At 66.7% G+C, this 14,779-nt stretch carries 15 protein-coding genes and 1 tRNA gene; 9 read left to right on the forward strand and 7 right to left on the reverse strand.

What is annotated here, in order from left to right:
- Positions 1–27 precede the first annotated feature (27 nt).
- Both AB0E63_RS26865 and AB0E63_RS26870 read left to right on the forward strand, forming a co-directional pair.
- Entirely contained in the window at positions 28–987 is a 960-nt protein-coding gene (locus AB0E63_RS26865; protein WP_360371854.1) for an SMP-30/gluconolactonase/LRE family protein, read from the forward strand.
- Between the two features lie 8 nt (positions 988–995).
- Positions 996–2,177 carry an ankyrin repeat domain-containing protein gene (locus AB0E63_RS26870; RefSeq protein ID WP_360371857.1) on the forward strand — a complete coding sequence of 394 codons (1,182 nt, stop codon included), beginning with the start codon at positions 996–998 and terminating at the stop codon, positions 2,175–2,177.
- A 27-nt stretch (positions 2,178–2,204) separates the two neighbouring features.
- Here AB0E63_RS26870 and AB0E63_RS26875 read toward each other — a convergent pair whose 3' ends face one another.
- Positions 2,205–2,888 carry a DUF429 domain-containing protein gene (locus AB0E63_RS26875; protein WP_360371860.1) on the reverse strand — a complete coding sequence of 228 codons (684 nt, stop codon included), beginning with the start codon at positions 2,886–2,888 and terminating at the stop codon, positions 2,205–2,207.
- Between the two features lie 35 nt (positions 2,889–2,923).
- Here AB0E63_RS26875 and AB0E63_RS26880 point away from each other — a divergent pair, with 35 nt between their 5' ends.
- Positions 2,924–3,661 carry a lipoate--protein ligase gene (locus AB0E63_RS26880; RefSeq protein ID WP_360371863.1) on the forward strand — a complete coding sequence of 246 codons (738 nt, stop codon included), beginning with the start codon at positions 2,924–2,926 and terminating at the stop codon, positions 3,659–3,661.
- Here AB0E63_RS26880 and AB0E63_RS26885 read toward each other — a convergent pair.
- Positions 3,658–5,364 carry an aminotransferase class V-fold PLP-dependent enzyme gene (locus AB0E63_RS26885; protein ID WP_360371866.1) on the reverse strand — a complete coding sequence of 569 codons (1,707 nt, stop codon included), beginning with the start codon at positions 5,362–5,364 and terminating at the stop codon, positions 3,658–3,660. The two genes, AB0E63_RS26880 and AB0E63_RS26885, sit on opposite strands and share 4 nt — an antisense overlap.
- Before the next feature lie 92 nt (positions 5,365–5,456).
- Between AB0E63_RS26885 and tenA the strand changes: the two genes are divergently transcribed.
- The 5 genes from tenA (at position 5,457) to tcmP (ending at position 10,112) form a co-directional block, all read left to right on the forward strand.
- Positions 5,457–6,119 (forward strand): thiaminase II, encoded by a 663-nt coding sequence (gene tenA, locus AB0E63_RS26890; protein WP_360371869.1) that lies wholly within the window; start codon positions 5,457–5,459, stop codon positions 6,117–6,119.
- Complete coding sequence (locus AB0E63_RS26895; RefSeq protein WP_360371872.1) at positions 6,116–7,663, forward strand: NAD(P)/FAD-dependent oxidoreductase; 1,548 nt, start codon at positions 6,116–6,118, stop codon at positions 7,661–7,663. Before tenA ends, AB0E63_RS26895 begins: the two co-directional genes overlap by 4 nt.
- 50 nt (positions 7,664–7,713) lie before the next feature.
- Positions 7,714–7,786: transfer RNA gene (locus tag AB0E63_RS26900), tRNA-Lys, on the forward strand.
- A gap of 265 nt (positions 7,787–8,051) precedes the next feature.
- The gene (locus AB0E63_RS26905) at positions 8,052–9,482 is read left to right on the forward strand and encodes a helix-turn-helix domain-containing protein (RefSeq protein WP_360371875.1); all 1,431 of its coding nucleotides are present in this window, start codon (positions 8,052–8,054) and stop codon (positions 9,480–9,482) included.
- Between the two features lie 222 nt (positions 9,483–9,704).
- Positions 9,705–10,112, forward strand: coding sequence for a three-Cys-motif partner protein TcmP (tcmP, locus tag AB0E63_RS26910; RefSeq protein WP_360371878.1), 408 nt, complete (start codon positions 9,705–9,707; stop codon positions 10,110–10,112).
- Positions 10,113–10,221: 109 nt separating this feature from the next.
- Here the strand turns inward: tcmP and AB0E63_RS26915 are convergent, their stop codons facing one another.
- On the reverse strand, positions 10,222–12,057 hold the full coding sequence (locus AB0E63_RS26915; protein WP_360371881.1) for a hypothetical protein: 1,836 nt from the start codon (positions 12,055–12,057) through the stop codon (positions 10,222–10,224).
- On the opposite strand from AB0E63_RS26915, the gene AB0E63_RS26920 reads away from it, so the two are divergent.
- Positions 12,030–12,383, forward strand: a complete 354-nt coding sequence (locus AB0E63_RS26920; RefSeq protein ID WP_360371884.1) for an ATP-binding cassette domain-containing protein — start codon at positions 12,030–12,032, stop codon at positions 12,381–12,383. The two genes, AB0E63_RS26915 and AB0E63_RS26920, sit on opposite strands and share 28 nt — an antisense overlap.
- Before the next feature lie 205 nt (positions 12,384–12,588).
- Here the strand turns inward: AB0E63_RS26920 and AB0E63_RS26925 are convergent, their stop codons facing one another.
- From AB0E63_RS26925 to AB0E63_RS26940, 4 genes are all read right to left on the reverse strand, one after another.
- Complete coding sequence (locus AB0E63_RS26925) at positions 12,589–13,053, reverse strand: hypothetical protein (RefSeq protein ID WP_360371887.1); 465 nt, start codon at positions 13,051–13,053, stop codon at positions 12,589–12,591.
- A gap of 224 nt (positions 13,054–13,277) precedes the next feature.
- Positions 13,278–13,454 (reverse strand): hypothetical protein, encoded by a 177-nt coding sequence (locus AB0E63_RS26930; RefSeq protein WP_360371890.1) that lies wholly within the window; start codon positions 13,452–13,454, stop codon positions 13,278–13,280.
- Between the two features lie 269 nt (positions 13,455–13,723).
- Positions 13,724–13,861: a hypothetical protein gene (locus AB0E63_RS26935; protein ID WP_360371893.1), complete on the reverse strand. Its 138-nt coding sequence runs from the start codon at positions 13,859–13,861 to the stop codon at positions 13,724–13,726.
- Positions 13,862–14,469: 608 nt separating this feature from the next.
- Entirely contained in the window at positions 14,470–14,670 is a 201-nt protein-coding gene (locus AB0E63_RS26940) for an ankyrin repeat domain-containing protein (protein ID WP_360371896.1), read from the reverse strand.
- Positions 14,671–14,779: the final 109 nt, after the last annotated feature.

A 14,779-nucleotide genomic window follows, 5' to 3' on the forward strand; every position in this document is an offset into this window, starting at 1 on the left:
CACCCGTTCGAGTGATGAGAGGTCCTCATGTCAGTCCGCTCCCTGTCCGCGACTCTGGCGCTGTCCGCTGCCCTGGTCAGCGTCGGCGCCGGCGTATCCACTGCGTCCGCCCGGCCCAGTTCCTATGAGCTACCCGGCGACACCGGCGGGTCCAAGTTCGAGGGCATCGGGTACGACACCCGCACGCAGCGGTACTACGTCTCGGAGACCACGGGCGGCGAGATCCACCGCGGCCAACTGCGGTCCGCGACCGCAACCGAGTGGCGTCCCGGCGACGGCACCGACGGCCGCTGGACCGCCCGTGGCGTCACCGTCGACGCGCACGGCCGGGTGTACGTCGCTGGTGGTCCGAACGGCATCGATCACCCCGGTGCGCCGGACCTGTGGGTCTACGACCGTGACGGACGGCTGCTCGCGGCGCTGCGGACCGGCGTACCGAACGCGTTCCTGAACGACCTCGTGATCGGGCCGGACGGAGCGGCGTACGTAACCAACTCGAACGCACCGCAGGTCTTCCGGGTCGCCGAGCAGCACGGCCGCTGGACCATCCGGACCTGGGAGGACGCCACCGCGACGATCCCGACCCAGGCCGGCTTCAACCTCGGCGGCATTGTCCTGTCCCCGGACCGGAGCGCGCTGGTCGTGGCCCAGGGCAACGTCGGCAAGCTCTGGCGGTTCTCGCTGCGCACCGGCGCGGTTTCGGCCGTCGACACCGGTACTGCGGACCTGGGCAACGCCGACGGTCTCGTGCAGGACGGCCGGCAGCTCTGGGTGGTCCGGAACTTCTCCCGCGTGCTGACCACGCTGCAGCTGTCCGGCGACGGCCGTACGGCGCGACTCGTCTCAGCGATCCCCACCGACCCGGACCGGGTGCTCACCACCGCGAAGCTCGCGCAGGGCAGACTGCTGCTCGTCGACAGCAAGTTCGACGAGCCGACCGCGCTCCCGCCGTACCAGGTCATCACCCTGACGCCGCCGCGCCGATGATCCGCGCCATGACCGTGGCCGCCGTCATCCTGCTGACGGCAGCCTGCACGTCCACTGAGAGCCCACCACCGCGGGGGACTACCGCCGTGTCGACAGTCAGCACGCTCGATCAGCAGCTGATCTCCGCCGCCTGGAAGAACGACGTCGCCGAAGCCCGCAGCCTGATCACCAAGGGCGCGGACGTGAACGCGGTCGACGACACCGTGCAGAGCGCCTTCCTGATCGCCGCCAGCGAGGGTTACCTCGACCTGCTCGACCTCACGCTGCAGCATGGCGCGGACATCCGGAGCCTCGACAGCTACCACGGTACGGCGCTGATCCGCGCAGCCGAGCGTGGTCACGCGGCAGTGGTCGGCCGACTGCTCCAGGCCGGGGTGACCGTCGACCACGTCAACAATCTCGGCTGGACCGCCCTGCACGAGGCCGTCCTGCTCGGCAAGGGCACCCCGCAGTACGTCGACACCGTGCGGCTGCTGATCGCCGCCGGAGCCGACCGCAACAAGCCGGCCGAGCGCGACGGCACCACTCCGGTGCAGGGGGCGCGCTCGATGGGCCAGACCGAGGTGGCAGCCGTCCTTGCCACCAAGCGGCCGAGCTCTCCGGCCGCTGCGCTGCTCTCGGCGGCCACCTCCGGCGACGCGAACCAGGCTGCCGCCGCACTGGCCGCCGATGCGCCGATCGAGTCCCGCGATGGCAACCGCCGTACGGCCCTGCTGCTGGCGTCCTTGAACGACCGCGTCGACGTCGCCCGCCTGCTGGTCGCACTCGGCGCGGACCCCGACGCGCAGGACGATCGCCATGACTCGGCCTGGCTCGTCACTGGCGTCACCGGCAGCGTCGCGATGCTCGAGACCCTCCTCCCCGCGAAACCCGACCTCACCCTGCGCAACCGCTTCGGCGGCATCTCGGTGATCCCGGCCAGCGAGCGCGGTCACGTCGACTACGTCCGCCGCGTCGTCCAGACCGGCATCGACGTCAACCACGTCAACAACCTCGGCTGGACAGCGCTCCTGGAAGCCGTCATCCTCGGCCGGGGCACCGAGCCGTGGCAGCAGATCGTCCGCATCCTCCTCGCCGCCGGCGCCGACCCATCCCACCCCGACAACGACGGCGTCACCCCTCTCCGGCACGCCGAGAAGCGCGGCTACAACGAGATCGCCAGAATCCTCCGCGAGGCAGGAGCTCGCTAGGGCCAGATCGAGTACTTCGGAGGACGGCTAGGCCCAGATCGCGGCCGGGGGCCCGTCGCCGAGTACCTCGGGAGGATCGGGGTAGGCGACGGCCCGGCCCTCGGCGTACCGCCTGGCCGTCCACGCCACCGCGGCCGCGTCGAGCACATCGTCAACGGCCGCGAACTCGCCCGCCGGACCGATGTCGCCGGTCAGGCCCAGCCCCACGCTCGCGAGCAGTCGCCTGCGCTCCTCCCCGCCCGCCCAGGTCGACTTCGGATGGCTCAAGGGCCGCCCGGCCATCGTTGCGAAACAGACCTCCGGGTGCACCTCGATCACCGCGCAGCGAGCGCTCGACAGCCAGGCGTCAACCTCGAGGATCTTCCTCCGCAACGCGAACGCCTGCTGGCTGATCCCCGTCCCGGTCGCCTGCACGTTCAGCGCCGAGGCCTCCGCGTGCGTGATCGCCAGCAGCGCCTCCCTGACCGGCGTCGCGAACACCGACGACGCCCGCCGCCCGACCACCCGTCGCGCCAGTACGTCGGCCTGCCGGGACCCCGCCGACGGCAACCCGATCGGAATGTCCACACCCACCACCGCCGGCGCGCCATCCACTTCGGCCGCCTCGACCAACTCCGCGATCGTCGTCCCGAAGTACGCCTTCAGGTCGTCAGCGACCCCCACCCACCCCTTCTTACACGCGTCGACTCCTACTACCCGCGTACCTGCCATCCATTCCTCCGCAAGTCTGATGACACGATTGTCGGGTGCGGGTCTTCTCTGGCGATGTGGACGGTGGTGACGAGGCCAGCGAGTTGGCTGTCGGGCACGCGTTGGTGCGGCAGGTGTCGGCTGGGGAAGTGAAGGAGGCGCTGCGGGTCTATCGGCCGGCCGCGCCGGTGGTGGTGTTCGGCCGGCGGGACACGCGGCTTCCCGGGTTCGGGGCGGCCGTGGGTGCGGCCCGGGCGGCTGGGTTCGAGGCTTTGGTGCGGGCAGTGGGTGGGCGACCGGTCGCGTACACGACCGAGGCGTTGGTGGTGGACCACGTCAAGCACGAACGGCTGGCACCGGACGGTATGGAGACTCGGTTCAAGCAGTACGGGACGCTGTACGCCGACGTGCTCCAAACCCTCGGGATCGACGCGCGGGTCGGAGCGGTGCCTGGCGAGTACTGTCCGGGTGCCCACAGCGTCAACGCGCGCGGTGTGGTGAAACTGGTCGGCACAGGGCAACGCGTCGTACCCAACGGCTGGTTGTTCAGCGCACTGATCGTCGTGGGCGACGACGCGCGTCTCCGACCGCTGTTGGCCGACATCTACCGGCACCTCGAGCTGCCATTCGACCCGGTGTCGGTTGGCTCGCTCTCGACGGAGGTGCCCGGGCTGACCGTGGAAACCGTCGAGCACCAAGTCCTCGACGCGTACGGCGCGGCAGACCCGCAACCACTGGACGACGCGACCCTCGCACTGGCGCAGTCGCTCGCCGGAGATCACCGAGCCGACTAAGACAGGCAACGAGAAGGCAGGTCGAACCACCTGAGGTGGTCGAAGTCCGCGTTCACCTGTCCCTCGGCGTCCGGTCCGGTCTCCTGGCAGGTCGACAGCAACTCTCGCGCCTCCGCCAGGTAGTCCTGCAGGGCTGACTCCGGCGCGGTGTGGTCGTGGCGTGGATACCTCAGCTTGCCGTCGGCGTCGTACCCGACCTGCGACAGGCGCATGGGCGGCTCGACCGGGCCACGATGGTGCCGCCACAGCCCGTTCGCCGGGTCGAACCGGTAGTCGCCGAGCAGCCGCCACCCGTCACGGGCGACCAGCTTGACCGCGTCGACGACGTACGCGAAGACGGCCTCCGAGATGAAGTAGTTGAAGTTCACCCGCACCCAGCCGGGCTTGATCCCCTCGCACCCGTGCAGGATCTCCTCGGCGAACTCGTGCGACCGCTCCAGGTCGATCCCCAGCAGCGTGTGCCCGTACGGGCCCGCGCATGAGCACCCGCCCCGCGACTGGATCCCGAACAGGTCGTTCAGCAGCGCGACGACGAAGTTGTGGTGCAGATACCGACCGGACGGCGCCTTGACCACGAACGACACGATCGACAGCCGCTCGGAGTCCAGATTGCCGAGGATCTGGAGGTGCGGCTCGTCCTTCCACGCCTCGACCGCACGCCGCAGGTACGCGTCCTCGTGCGCGCGGATCACGTCGATCCCGACCGCCTGCTTGAGCTGGAACGCCAGTCCGGCCCGAATCGACCCGATGATCGCCGGCGTGCCGCCCTCCTCCCGGTGCACCGGGTCGTCGAGGTAGCGGTGCTCCAGCGGGTTCACATACGCGACAGTCCCACCACCTGGTACGTCGGGCACCCGGTTGCGGAGCAGTTCCCGCCGGGCCACCAGAACGCCGGGAGTCCCCGGTCCGCCGATGAGCTTGTGTGGACTGAGGAAGATCGCGTCCTTGTACGACAGCGGGTCGGCTTCGGGGTCGCCGTACATCTCGATCTCGACGTACGGCGCCGCGGCGGCACAGTCCCAGAACGACAGAGCGCCGTACCGATGCAGCAGGGCCGACACCCGATGGGTGTTGCTGACGATGCCGGTGACGTTGCTGGCGGCCGAGAACGAGCCGATCTTCACTGGGCGATCGGCGTACTCGATCAGGCGTTTCTCGAGCTGCGGGATGTCGATGTGGCCGTCATGGTCCTGGCTGATCACGACCACGTCGGCGATCGACTCGCGCCACGGGAGCTCGTTGGAGTGGTGCTCGTACGGCCCGATGAACACGACTGGGCGCTGGTCCGGCGGGATCTGGTCGGTGAGGTGGTAGGTGTCGTCCAGCTCGGCCGGGATGCGCAGACCGAGGATGCCGATCAGCTTGTCGATCGCACCGGTCGCACCGGACCCGCAGAAGATCACCGCGGTCGCGTCGTCGCCGCCGACGCTCTGGTGGATGATCCGGCGGGCGTCCTCGCGCAGGCGGGTGGTCTGCAGGCCGGTGCCGCTGGACTCGGTGTGGGTGTTCGCGTACCGCGGGAGGACTTCCTCGCGGATGAAGTCCTCCAGGAAGGTGAGCGCGCGTCCGGACGCGGTGTAGTCCGCGTACGTGACCCGGCGCGGACCGTACGGCCCGGGCATCACCTGGTCGTCACCGATCACCGACGCGCGGATCCGCCGCAGCAGCGGCGTGTCCGGCGGCATCTCCCCCTGGATCCTCATGCCCCAGAGTAGAGCGGACGAGTGACGTTCGTCGCGTGCTGTCGCCGCGAGCTGTGGATAAGGTCGGTGCCAGTCGACGGCGAGGAGTGGGGATGACGTTTTCCAGCGAGCTGTGGGACCGCGGCGGGGCGCCGGTGTACGACGCGATCGTCCAGCACCCGTTCATCACCGGGCTGACCGACGGGACGCTCGACCACGATGCGTTCCGTTACTTCATCGTCCAGGACAGTCACTACCTGCGGGCGTACTCGCGGGCGCTCACCCTGGTCGCCGCACGCGCGGTCGACGAGGACGCGGTCCGCATGTTCGCCCTGCACGCCGCCAACGCCATCGAGGTCGAGCGGTCGCTGCATACGTCGCTGCTGGGCTCTTTGGGCTTGACGCCGGCCGATGTCGACGCAGCCGGGTCCGGGCCGACGACAACGGCGTACATGTCCTATCTGACCGCGGTCTGCGCCACGGGCACGTACGCCGAGGCTGTGGCCGCCGTACTGCCTTGCTACTGGATCTATCGCGACGTCGGCCGCGAACTGCTGAAGCGGTCGTCGCCGGACCCGCTCTACCGCGAGTGGATCGAGACGTACGGCTCGGACGAGTTCGACGCGGTGGTGGAGTCGGTGCTCGCGGTCACGGACGGACTGGACGTGAGCGCGTCGGAGCGGGAACGTTGTCATCAGCACTTCGCTACGACGTGCCGCTACGAATGGATGTTCTGGGACGCCGCGTACCACAAGCTCGATTGGCCGGTGGGATGAAGGACTTCTACGACGTCGTGATCGTCGGGGGCGGGCACAACGGCCTCGTCGCCGCCACCTATCTGGCCCAGTCCGGGCTGTCCACGCTCGTACTGGAGCAACAGGCCCACACCGGCGGCGCAGCGGTCAGCGAGGAGGTGTTCCCCGGTGTGGACGCGCGCCTGTCCCGCTACTCGTACCTGGTCAGCCTGCTGCCCGACAAGGTCGTCGCCGACCTCGGGCTGTCGCTGGACCTCCGCTCCCGCGCAGTGGCGTCGTACACGCCAGTACGACGCTCTGGACGCGATCTGGGCCTGATGGTCGAGCGACCGGAGGGCGCGGCCACCCGGGCGTCGTTCGAGGCACTGACCGGAGGCGATGCCGACTATGCGGCGTGGACCGCCTTCTATGGTGCTGTCGGCTCCCTTGCCGCCGTCATCGCGCCCACACTGCTCGAACCTCTGCAGTCCGCCGCCGCACTGCGCTCATCTGTCGACTCGGCGCTCTGGGACGAGCTCATCGAACGACCTCTCGGCGAAACCATCGAACGACGCTTCACCGACGACACTGTCCGCGGCGTGGTCGCGACGGACTCCGTCATCGGTACGTTCGCATCCCTCCACGACGAGTCATTGATCCAGAACCGGTGCTTCCTGTACCACCTGATCGGCAACGGCACGGGTGAGTGGCGGGTTCCGGTGGGCGGCATGGGCGCGGTCACGGACGCCCTGGCCGCAGCAGCCCGCCGGGCGGGTGCCTCGCTGGTCACCAACGCTGTGGTGACCTCTGTGGAAGCCGATGGGGTGCGTGGGTCGGTCACCTGGATGGGTGGCGACGGTGAGCGGTCGGTCGACTGCTCCTACGTCCTCTCCAACGTCGCACCGGCCACGCTGGACGCGCTGCGTGGTCGTCCTGCCGACGTACAGCCTGAGGGGTCGCAGCTGAAGATCAACCTGCTGCTGCGCCGGCTGCCTAGGTTGAAGTCCGGTGACGACCCGGCGCGGGCCTTCGCCGGGACCTTCCACATCGACGAGGACTACAGCCAACTGGAGTCGGCCTACCTCGACGCGGCCGCCGGCCTGCTGCCCGCCGTACCTCCCTCGGAGGTCTACTGCCACTCCCTCACCGACCCGTCGATCCTGTCGCCGGCATTGGTTGCCTCCGGCCACCACACGCTGACCGTCTTCGGCGTCCACTTCCCCGCCCGCTTGTTTGCCTCCGACAACGACGCCACCCGCGCCGAAGCCGCCCGCCGGGTGCTGGCCGGCCTGGAGTCCTACCTGGCCGAACCGCTCGAGGACTGCATCGCCCGCGACGCCGACGGGAACCTCTGCGTCGAGGCCAAGACGCCGTACGACATCGAGCAATCCGTCGGCATGCCCGGCGGCCACATCTTCCACGGCGACCTCCAGTGGCCCTGGGCCACCGACGACACCGACGTCGGCCGCTGGGGCACCGAGACCGACGTCGCCAACCTCCTGATCTGCGGCTCCGGCGCCCGCCGCGGCGGCGCCGTCTCCGGCCTCGGCGGCCACAACGCCGCCATGACCATCCTCACCCGCTAACCGATTTCGCATCTCCCCGATCCCCCTGCTACGATCCTCATCGTTCGCAAGCGCCGCTAGCTCAATTGGCAGAGCAGCTGACTCTTAATCAGCGGGTTCGGGGTTCGAGTCCCTGGCGGCGCACAAACACCCAGGTCACAGCAGTGGCCTGGGTTTCTTCATGTCTGGCACGGACCCTTTACGTGCCTCATTGCCAGAAGTCGCCTTCGACCTGAGCTCCTTCTCTCGACCTCAGGTCGCCCTCGTATCTCCTCGCTGCACCTCGTCAACCTTCATCTGATCGTGACTGTGCGTCACATCACATCGGTTCGCATCGTTGTCGACTTCTCGGATTCGGTCCCCCGCCCAGCGTTGAGCAACCAACCGTCGTTCAGGTTGGAGGCTTGAGATGTCGAGGTCACCGCTGCCCATCGGAACCTGGGGAAGCATCTCCACTAGCGTCGAGCGGACCGACGACAAGGGAAAGCCCGTGGCCTACCGGTCGAAGGCGAAGTTCCGCGACCACGACGGCCACGTCCGCGTCGTCAGCGCGTTCGGCAAGACCAAGACAGCGGCCGAGCGTGCCCTGCAGACGAGGCTCCAAGACCGCGCCAAGACCACCCAGTCCGGCGACCTCACCACAATGCACAAGATCAACCACCTGCTCGACCTCTGGGAGCAGCGATTCGAGCGGCTGGTTGCCGACGGGAAACGCTCTCCCACCTCCCTCGACACCTACCGGCGCGCGATCAAGAACCACGTTCGCCCCGCCCTCGGCGAATACCGCATCGGCGAAGCCACCACACCCCGCATCGACACCGTCATCGCCAAGATCAAGACCACCGCCGGCGCGCCGACCGCCAAAACCTGCCGCGCCGTCATCTCCGGCGCCATGAAACTTGCCGTCCGCTACGGCGCCATCTCGGTCAACCCCGTCCGCGAAGTCGACACCATCGAATCCCAACCCAAGAGCCCACCCAGGTCCCTGACGACCGAAGAAGTCACCCTCCTCCGCAAACACCTCAACGCCGACGACTGCGCAGTACAGGCCGACCTCCCCGACCTGACAACCTTCATGCTCGCCACCGGCGTCCGCATCGGCGAAGCCCTCGCCGTCCTCTGGTCCCAAGTCGACCTCGAAGCCGGCACCGTCGAAATCACCCACACGATCGTCCGCGTTAAGGGCCAAGGTCTCCTCCGCAAGACCACCAAGTCCAGAGCTGGCCAACGCCTCCTCCATCTCCCCGACTGGGCACTCGCCATGCTCCGCACCCGCCACGCCGCCGGCATCCGCTTCGACGACCCTGTCTTCGCCGACTCCCTCGGCGGCTTCCGCGACCCCACCAACGTCCGCCGCTCCCTCCGCACCGCCCTGTCCCCCGTCGGCGCCACCGCCCGCCGCGACCTCGGCCTCAGCCTCCGCGCCCTCCGCCGCCAAACCGGCATGACCCGCAAACAGGTCGCCGACCACCTCCACTGGCCCCAAACCAGAATCGAACTCATCGAAACCGGCCGCATCAAGGTCGACCACCAACTGGTCGCCACCCTCGTCACGACCTACGGCATCCAACTCGCGAACCACCACCCCCTACTCGCCCATGTCCACGACGCCGCCCAACCAACCGAATCCGACCGGCTCGCCTGGATCCGCTCCCACGCCCTCCGCAAAACGACCGCCACCGCCCTCGACCAAGCCGGCCACACCGCCCGCCAAATCGCCGACCAACTAGGCCAAGCCAAAGTCTCCATAACCCAAGACATCTACATGGGCCGCCAAGCCGCCAACCCCGCCGCCGCCCAAGCCCTCCAACAAGCTTTCGACGACCCCGAGCTCCCCTGAGAATGCGCACGTGTCCCGTAGCGCCAGGATGTTCCAGATCCCGTCCACACGTGTGTCGCCGCCGACACAGCGAGAAGTCGGGCAATTCCGCCTCCGATGACGTAGCGTGATTGAGTATTCACGAGTGCACAAGGGAGGCTGCGGCGTGACCGACGTGCTCTGGGAACTCGAACCAGCAACCGCGGCCAAGCATCAGCTGGACAAGCGCTACCTCGACGCTTGGTGCCAATCCTGCTGCAACCCACGCAACGCGGCTACCTCCAACGACGAGTCACTTATCTCGACGCGTTCGCCGGGCCAGGAAGTTATCTCGGTGGAGAAGGGGGCTCGCCGATCTTCGTGCTGAACCGCCTTCTTCACCACACCGCAGTCGAACGAATGCAGCTTAGCCGTGAACGCGTTCGGCTGGTATTCATCGAGAAGGACCGGGCGCGCTTCGAGCAGTTGTCCACGGAACTTGCTGCTAGGTTCGGAGATCTCGACGCTCTACCCGTGACCGTCGTCGTCCGGCGCTGCGATGCCGCGCAGCTCACGCCTCCGTTGCTCAGCGAGTTCGGTCAGTGGTCCCACCCGACCTCTCCCGCCCGGAGCGCGGTCGCTAGGAGGCGTTTCATGCACGGAGAGCTTTGACTGGCGGCTGTGTCAATCACCTACCGCCGACCGTCTAGATCGCGATGGCCAAACAGAGCCCAGATCAGCCCAGATCGCATTCAACTACGACGTCTTAGACAGCTGACACTCACTCGTTGTCCCATGTCGGGAAGAGAGCAGGGACCAAGCCAAGACCTGCTTTGAAGCGGTCTCGCCATTGGGATTGGTCCTCGCGAAAGTTCTCATGCCACGTCAGGATGTCGCGATCTCGTAGCGCGGAGTCAAACGACAGGTACAGCGCGGTGTCCACCAGTCCCGATGCGAACTTGGCGGCGCTCCAGATCGACTCTCGCGTGGTCGGTCCGCCATGGGCGAGCGAATCGCGGACGCGCGAGAGTCGCCGGACCTGGATTGACCATTCATCCCGCAGAGAGGCAATCCACTCGTCTGATCGATCCGCGTTCCACAGGCGTGCCCGCAGAGTGCGGATCCTCCTCGCCCCGGTGGAGCCACTGCCGCGCAGTCGTTCGATCTCCTCCAGTCGAGAGATCGCCGAGATGTAGTCGAACTGGATCATCTTCGCCTCGAAGCTGATGATCTCGCGGCGCAATTGCTCCAGCGCATGGTGGTCGACGCTGTCCTCAAACTCAAGACCATTGTCGGGCGACAGCCCGGAGTGGGTCGACTCCTGGATCGAGTTCAGCACCTTCGCCCGTACGTCCGCCCATTGCAGATAGCGGTTTGCGTAGCTGTCCCAATTCGGAAGCTCGACTCTGGCCGCTATCAGGTCGAGCACACGTACGCCGACGAGCACCGCCCCAGCATCGTGACCGTTACTCGCCTCCCGCCACCATCGGAGTGTCTCCGCCCATTCGCGTACCTCGCCGCTCCGGAAACGCGCTACCTCGGCGACGGCAAGAACCTGTTCGAGTTCATCGACTACTGCGTCCAATCTCGGGACGACGTCGACCCGGGGGGTGCGCTCCTTGAAGCCCAGCGAGCTGGCGACGATCTCCCCATCCATCGCGTGCCAGTACCCCTCGAGCCTCGTCCAGTTGTTGCGCCTGCCAGCTCGATGCTTGGCGAGCGTAACCAGCGCATCCACGACCCCGGCCGCCACCTCGGGCGCATTGCTCAAGCTCTGTCGGCCGAGGTCCATCCGCGTGAACACGAACTGCTCATTCTCAGGAAGCGAGGAGAAGTCCCACACCGCCGGCCGGCTGCGAAGTTCAGGCGGGATATCGACCCACGGCGACGGCTCTTCCATTTCCACCAGTCCCCTGAGCCAACGCCCGGTAAAGATCGTCAGATCTCCCAGGCGCAGATCGATGCCATCGATGCTCGCGCGTGTGAAGACATGCCAGACCACGTGATGGCGTTCTTCCGGAGTACTCAGCAGGATCCGCTCCGCCAACTGCAGCCGCTCCTCGACGCTCAGTTGGATCTGATTCGCATCGTTCGTCAGAATCCCGGACAGATGACTCGAGAGTTGGCTCTGGTCGCGCCCACCTGTTGCCGCGACGTTCCAGAAGAAACCCCGAGCTGCCAGACATTCCTCAACGGTCGCATCTGAGTCTCGCAGCAACCGTAGATAGTCCAGCCATGCAGCGTAGAGGCTCGCACGCTCCTTGAGCCTCCCGAGCAGCGTCTCCAATCGCGCGCGAAGGATCTGCCGCTCTGCAGCGATCGCGATGTACCCGCGCGCACGCTCCTGCCGTACCGACTCGAGCTCGGCTTCGAGAACTCCGGCCAAGTGTGGACCGAGGCTGTCGAGTGACGACTGCAGTTCAGCCAGAACGGAGGACCATCCGGGACGATGGTTGCGCCGGTCGAACCGACGAGGGTCGCGCAGCCAGGCAAGCACCTCCTCCGCGGCCAACGTGAGGTCGAGCCTTGGCGGAGACGGATGTGGATTGCGAAAGGAATTCCATTGGAGCAGCCGAGCTGCCTCTACCAATGACGCCGACGCAGCCTCTTCGTCCATACCATGCATCTTCGCAACTCCTGGAACGGTGTTCGTTGCTGACTCGCGATAACTCAGCATCGCCCGGCCCGTCCGCGCTATCACGCTTCGGTTGCCGATCGAGCACACGTGCCCCACTCACGCGCCATGAACCGCACCGGACAGTCCGCGACATCCTTCTGGAGAGCGGCGCCTCCGCGGCCGCCTTAGACGCCCTCGACCCCGGCCAAGTCCACCTCACCCGACTCGACCGCTTCTCCCACGAAATCAGCGGCGGCGAACTCCAACGTGTCGACCTCGCGCGAGCGCTCCTCACCAACCCCCGCTACCTCATCACCGACGTATGACCGCCAGCGTCGACGCCCTCACCCAAGCCCGCATCTGGCACTTCCTCCTCGAGCGGTCCGCGCTGGCACTAGTACGAGGTCGGCAACTCCCGAGACGTACGCTGCCTCGACTGTCGGTGGCGGGTGACTACCGTGCGACTGCACATTCATCGCTCGACTGGCCAGCAGGGTGAGTGGCTGGTCACCCACCCCGACGCTCAGCCGCTCAGTCGTGGTACATGCCGAACCAGTCCGGCTCCGCGGTTGGTGTGTAGGGCCAGTCAGACTTCCGCGGCAGGGCACCTCGCGAGCGTTCGGCCTGAGCGGGGGTCATGAAGATGCCGAACAAGTCGTTGCCGCCGTTGAGGGCGTACAGCGCGAGCCGCTGCCCCGCCAGTTGCCGGTTCACAATGTCGAACAGGGCATACGTCGCTAGCCCCCAACAGTCCGAGGCGGGGATCGACGGGCCAGAGATTGAGTAGCTAGTTCCGCCACACTGCACGACGTACGTGCCGGCCTCGGCATCAGCGTGCTCACTGACCGAAGCCGACGCGATTCCGAGCTCACTGAGCTCCCTTGACAACTCCTCATAAGCAGCCGCGACGGCCTGCTCTGCCAGTTCCTCGGCATCCAGTATGAGCGCGGCGTCATAGTCGATCGCGCCGGTGCGATCGTCGACGGGATTGGTCATGGCGCCAACCTACTTGCCGAACGGATCGCGGCAGATCCGGACGCTCCGTGGCGACTCGTGCGCGTGACTCGTCCGCGCGGAGTCATGGACGAGATACCAGTGGGCGGGTTAACAGGGCTCGCCTCGTCGTGAAACGACGATGAACGCATCGAGCGTGCGCATGCACTACGCAATCGGGCGGATCACCCGTCGCGGGAGATGTTGGCCGATCAGATGGTCGCCGGTCAGAGTCCTCCTGCTCCCCACTCGGACGACTTGCCCTCACCCTCGATCCTCGTCTTCTTTGCGACGGCTCGCGGGTTGTTGTCCGTCAGCGGCGCCCGACGGTGCTTTACGTCGTAGACGATGGCCCAGATCGTCAGGAGTCCGATGGGCACGATGATCAGCAGTAAGAAGAGCATGGCGCACCTCCCGCGCTAAGCGTCTTCGACGCTACTCCTCCTGCGCGGCCGGGGATAGCGCGACGATTGCCGTTCAGTCGAACCTTGCATCAAGCGCTCATCGGCATGACAGCGCATCACTGTCCGCGGCATGTCCGTGCGACTTCCGACCTTCCTTACAAGTGCCGCGACAGATGTTGGCGGCGGTGTACGGCGTGTGGCTCTGAGCGGGTTTCGGACCGCCCGAGCAAGCCCGTCCACCCGCGTGCGGTGTCTCGTTAGCAGCCCTGTTAGCACTCGACGCGGAAGACCAAGACACTGGAGCCATCTGGTGCCGACCACCGATACGCCATGAGGCACCAGCCGATCTCCGGATCGACGTAACCGTCGTCGGAGATGTAGAGCGCTTGGACAGCCGTCGCTTCCATGCACTTACCGGGTGACCGGGAACTCGGTAGATCTTCGGCGGGTAATCGACGGTGTCATCGACAAGGAGCAGGCCAATCGACGGTGACGACCGGATCAGCGCTTCGATCTCGGCGCGGTTGAGCCATTCGCCGTCTCCAGATTCCCGGAGCGTCAATCCACCGCCGGCCGCCTCAATCTCGTCACCATGCAGCTTGTTCGGCGCATACCGCAGATCATCAGCGGCCTCCGCGAGTTCCCTCGGGTCGAACTCCATCCGTGCGCCTTTCCCTCGTCGCCAAGACAGATCGTGGCCATTGTTGCCCCGTCCCCGTGAGAGCTGCCAAACCAGGTCACTACGGCGCGTATCAAGAGTCGGCTTGCCGATCCCGCCGGGACGCCTCTGGCGCTGTTGAGACGGTCGAAGGGCCCGGCTCCTGCAACAGTGCCTGGTGGATCCGTACAAGGTGCAGAGCACTCAAGCGACCCAGATGGAGTGGAGTACTACAGGGTCGTTTGAACCCGCGCGGCCAGCGTCAGCGCGGCCCGGCGAACGAGGCCATCACCTGTGGTTCGCAGGGGTCGAGACATCCTCAACTCGGCATGAGCGCGTTTCACTCTCGGCGGCATGTCAGTGCGTTTCGGGGAGCAGAGCAGCTACCTCTTCAGCGCCCACTCTCTGGGCCAGGTCACGCGGAGTTGCTCCGGCTTCGTTGACGATGTCCGGATCAGCGCCAGCCTTGAGGAGCGCTGCCACTGTCGCTTCTTTCCCACGCGAGTTGAACACCGCACGCCACAGCGGTGTATTCCCGAACCGATCTCGCGTGTCCACTGGCCCTCCAGCTTCTAGTGGTCCGTTTCTGAAGTTTGGTGACGGTTGGCTTTGGCGAGGACCTGGTCGGCGGTTTTGGTCCAGACGAACGGGTGGCAGCGGTCGTTCC

The organism is Kribbella sp. NPDC026596 (genome assembly GCF_040638415.1).
GTDB lineage: Bacteria > Actinomycetota > Actinomycetes > Propionibacteriales > Kribbellaceae > Kribbella.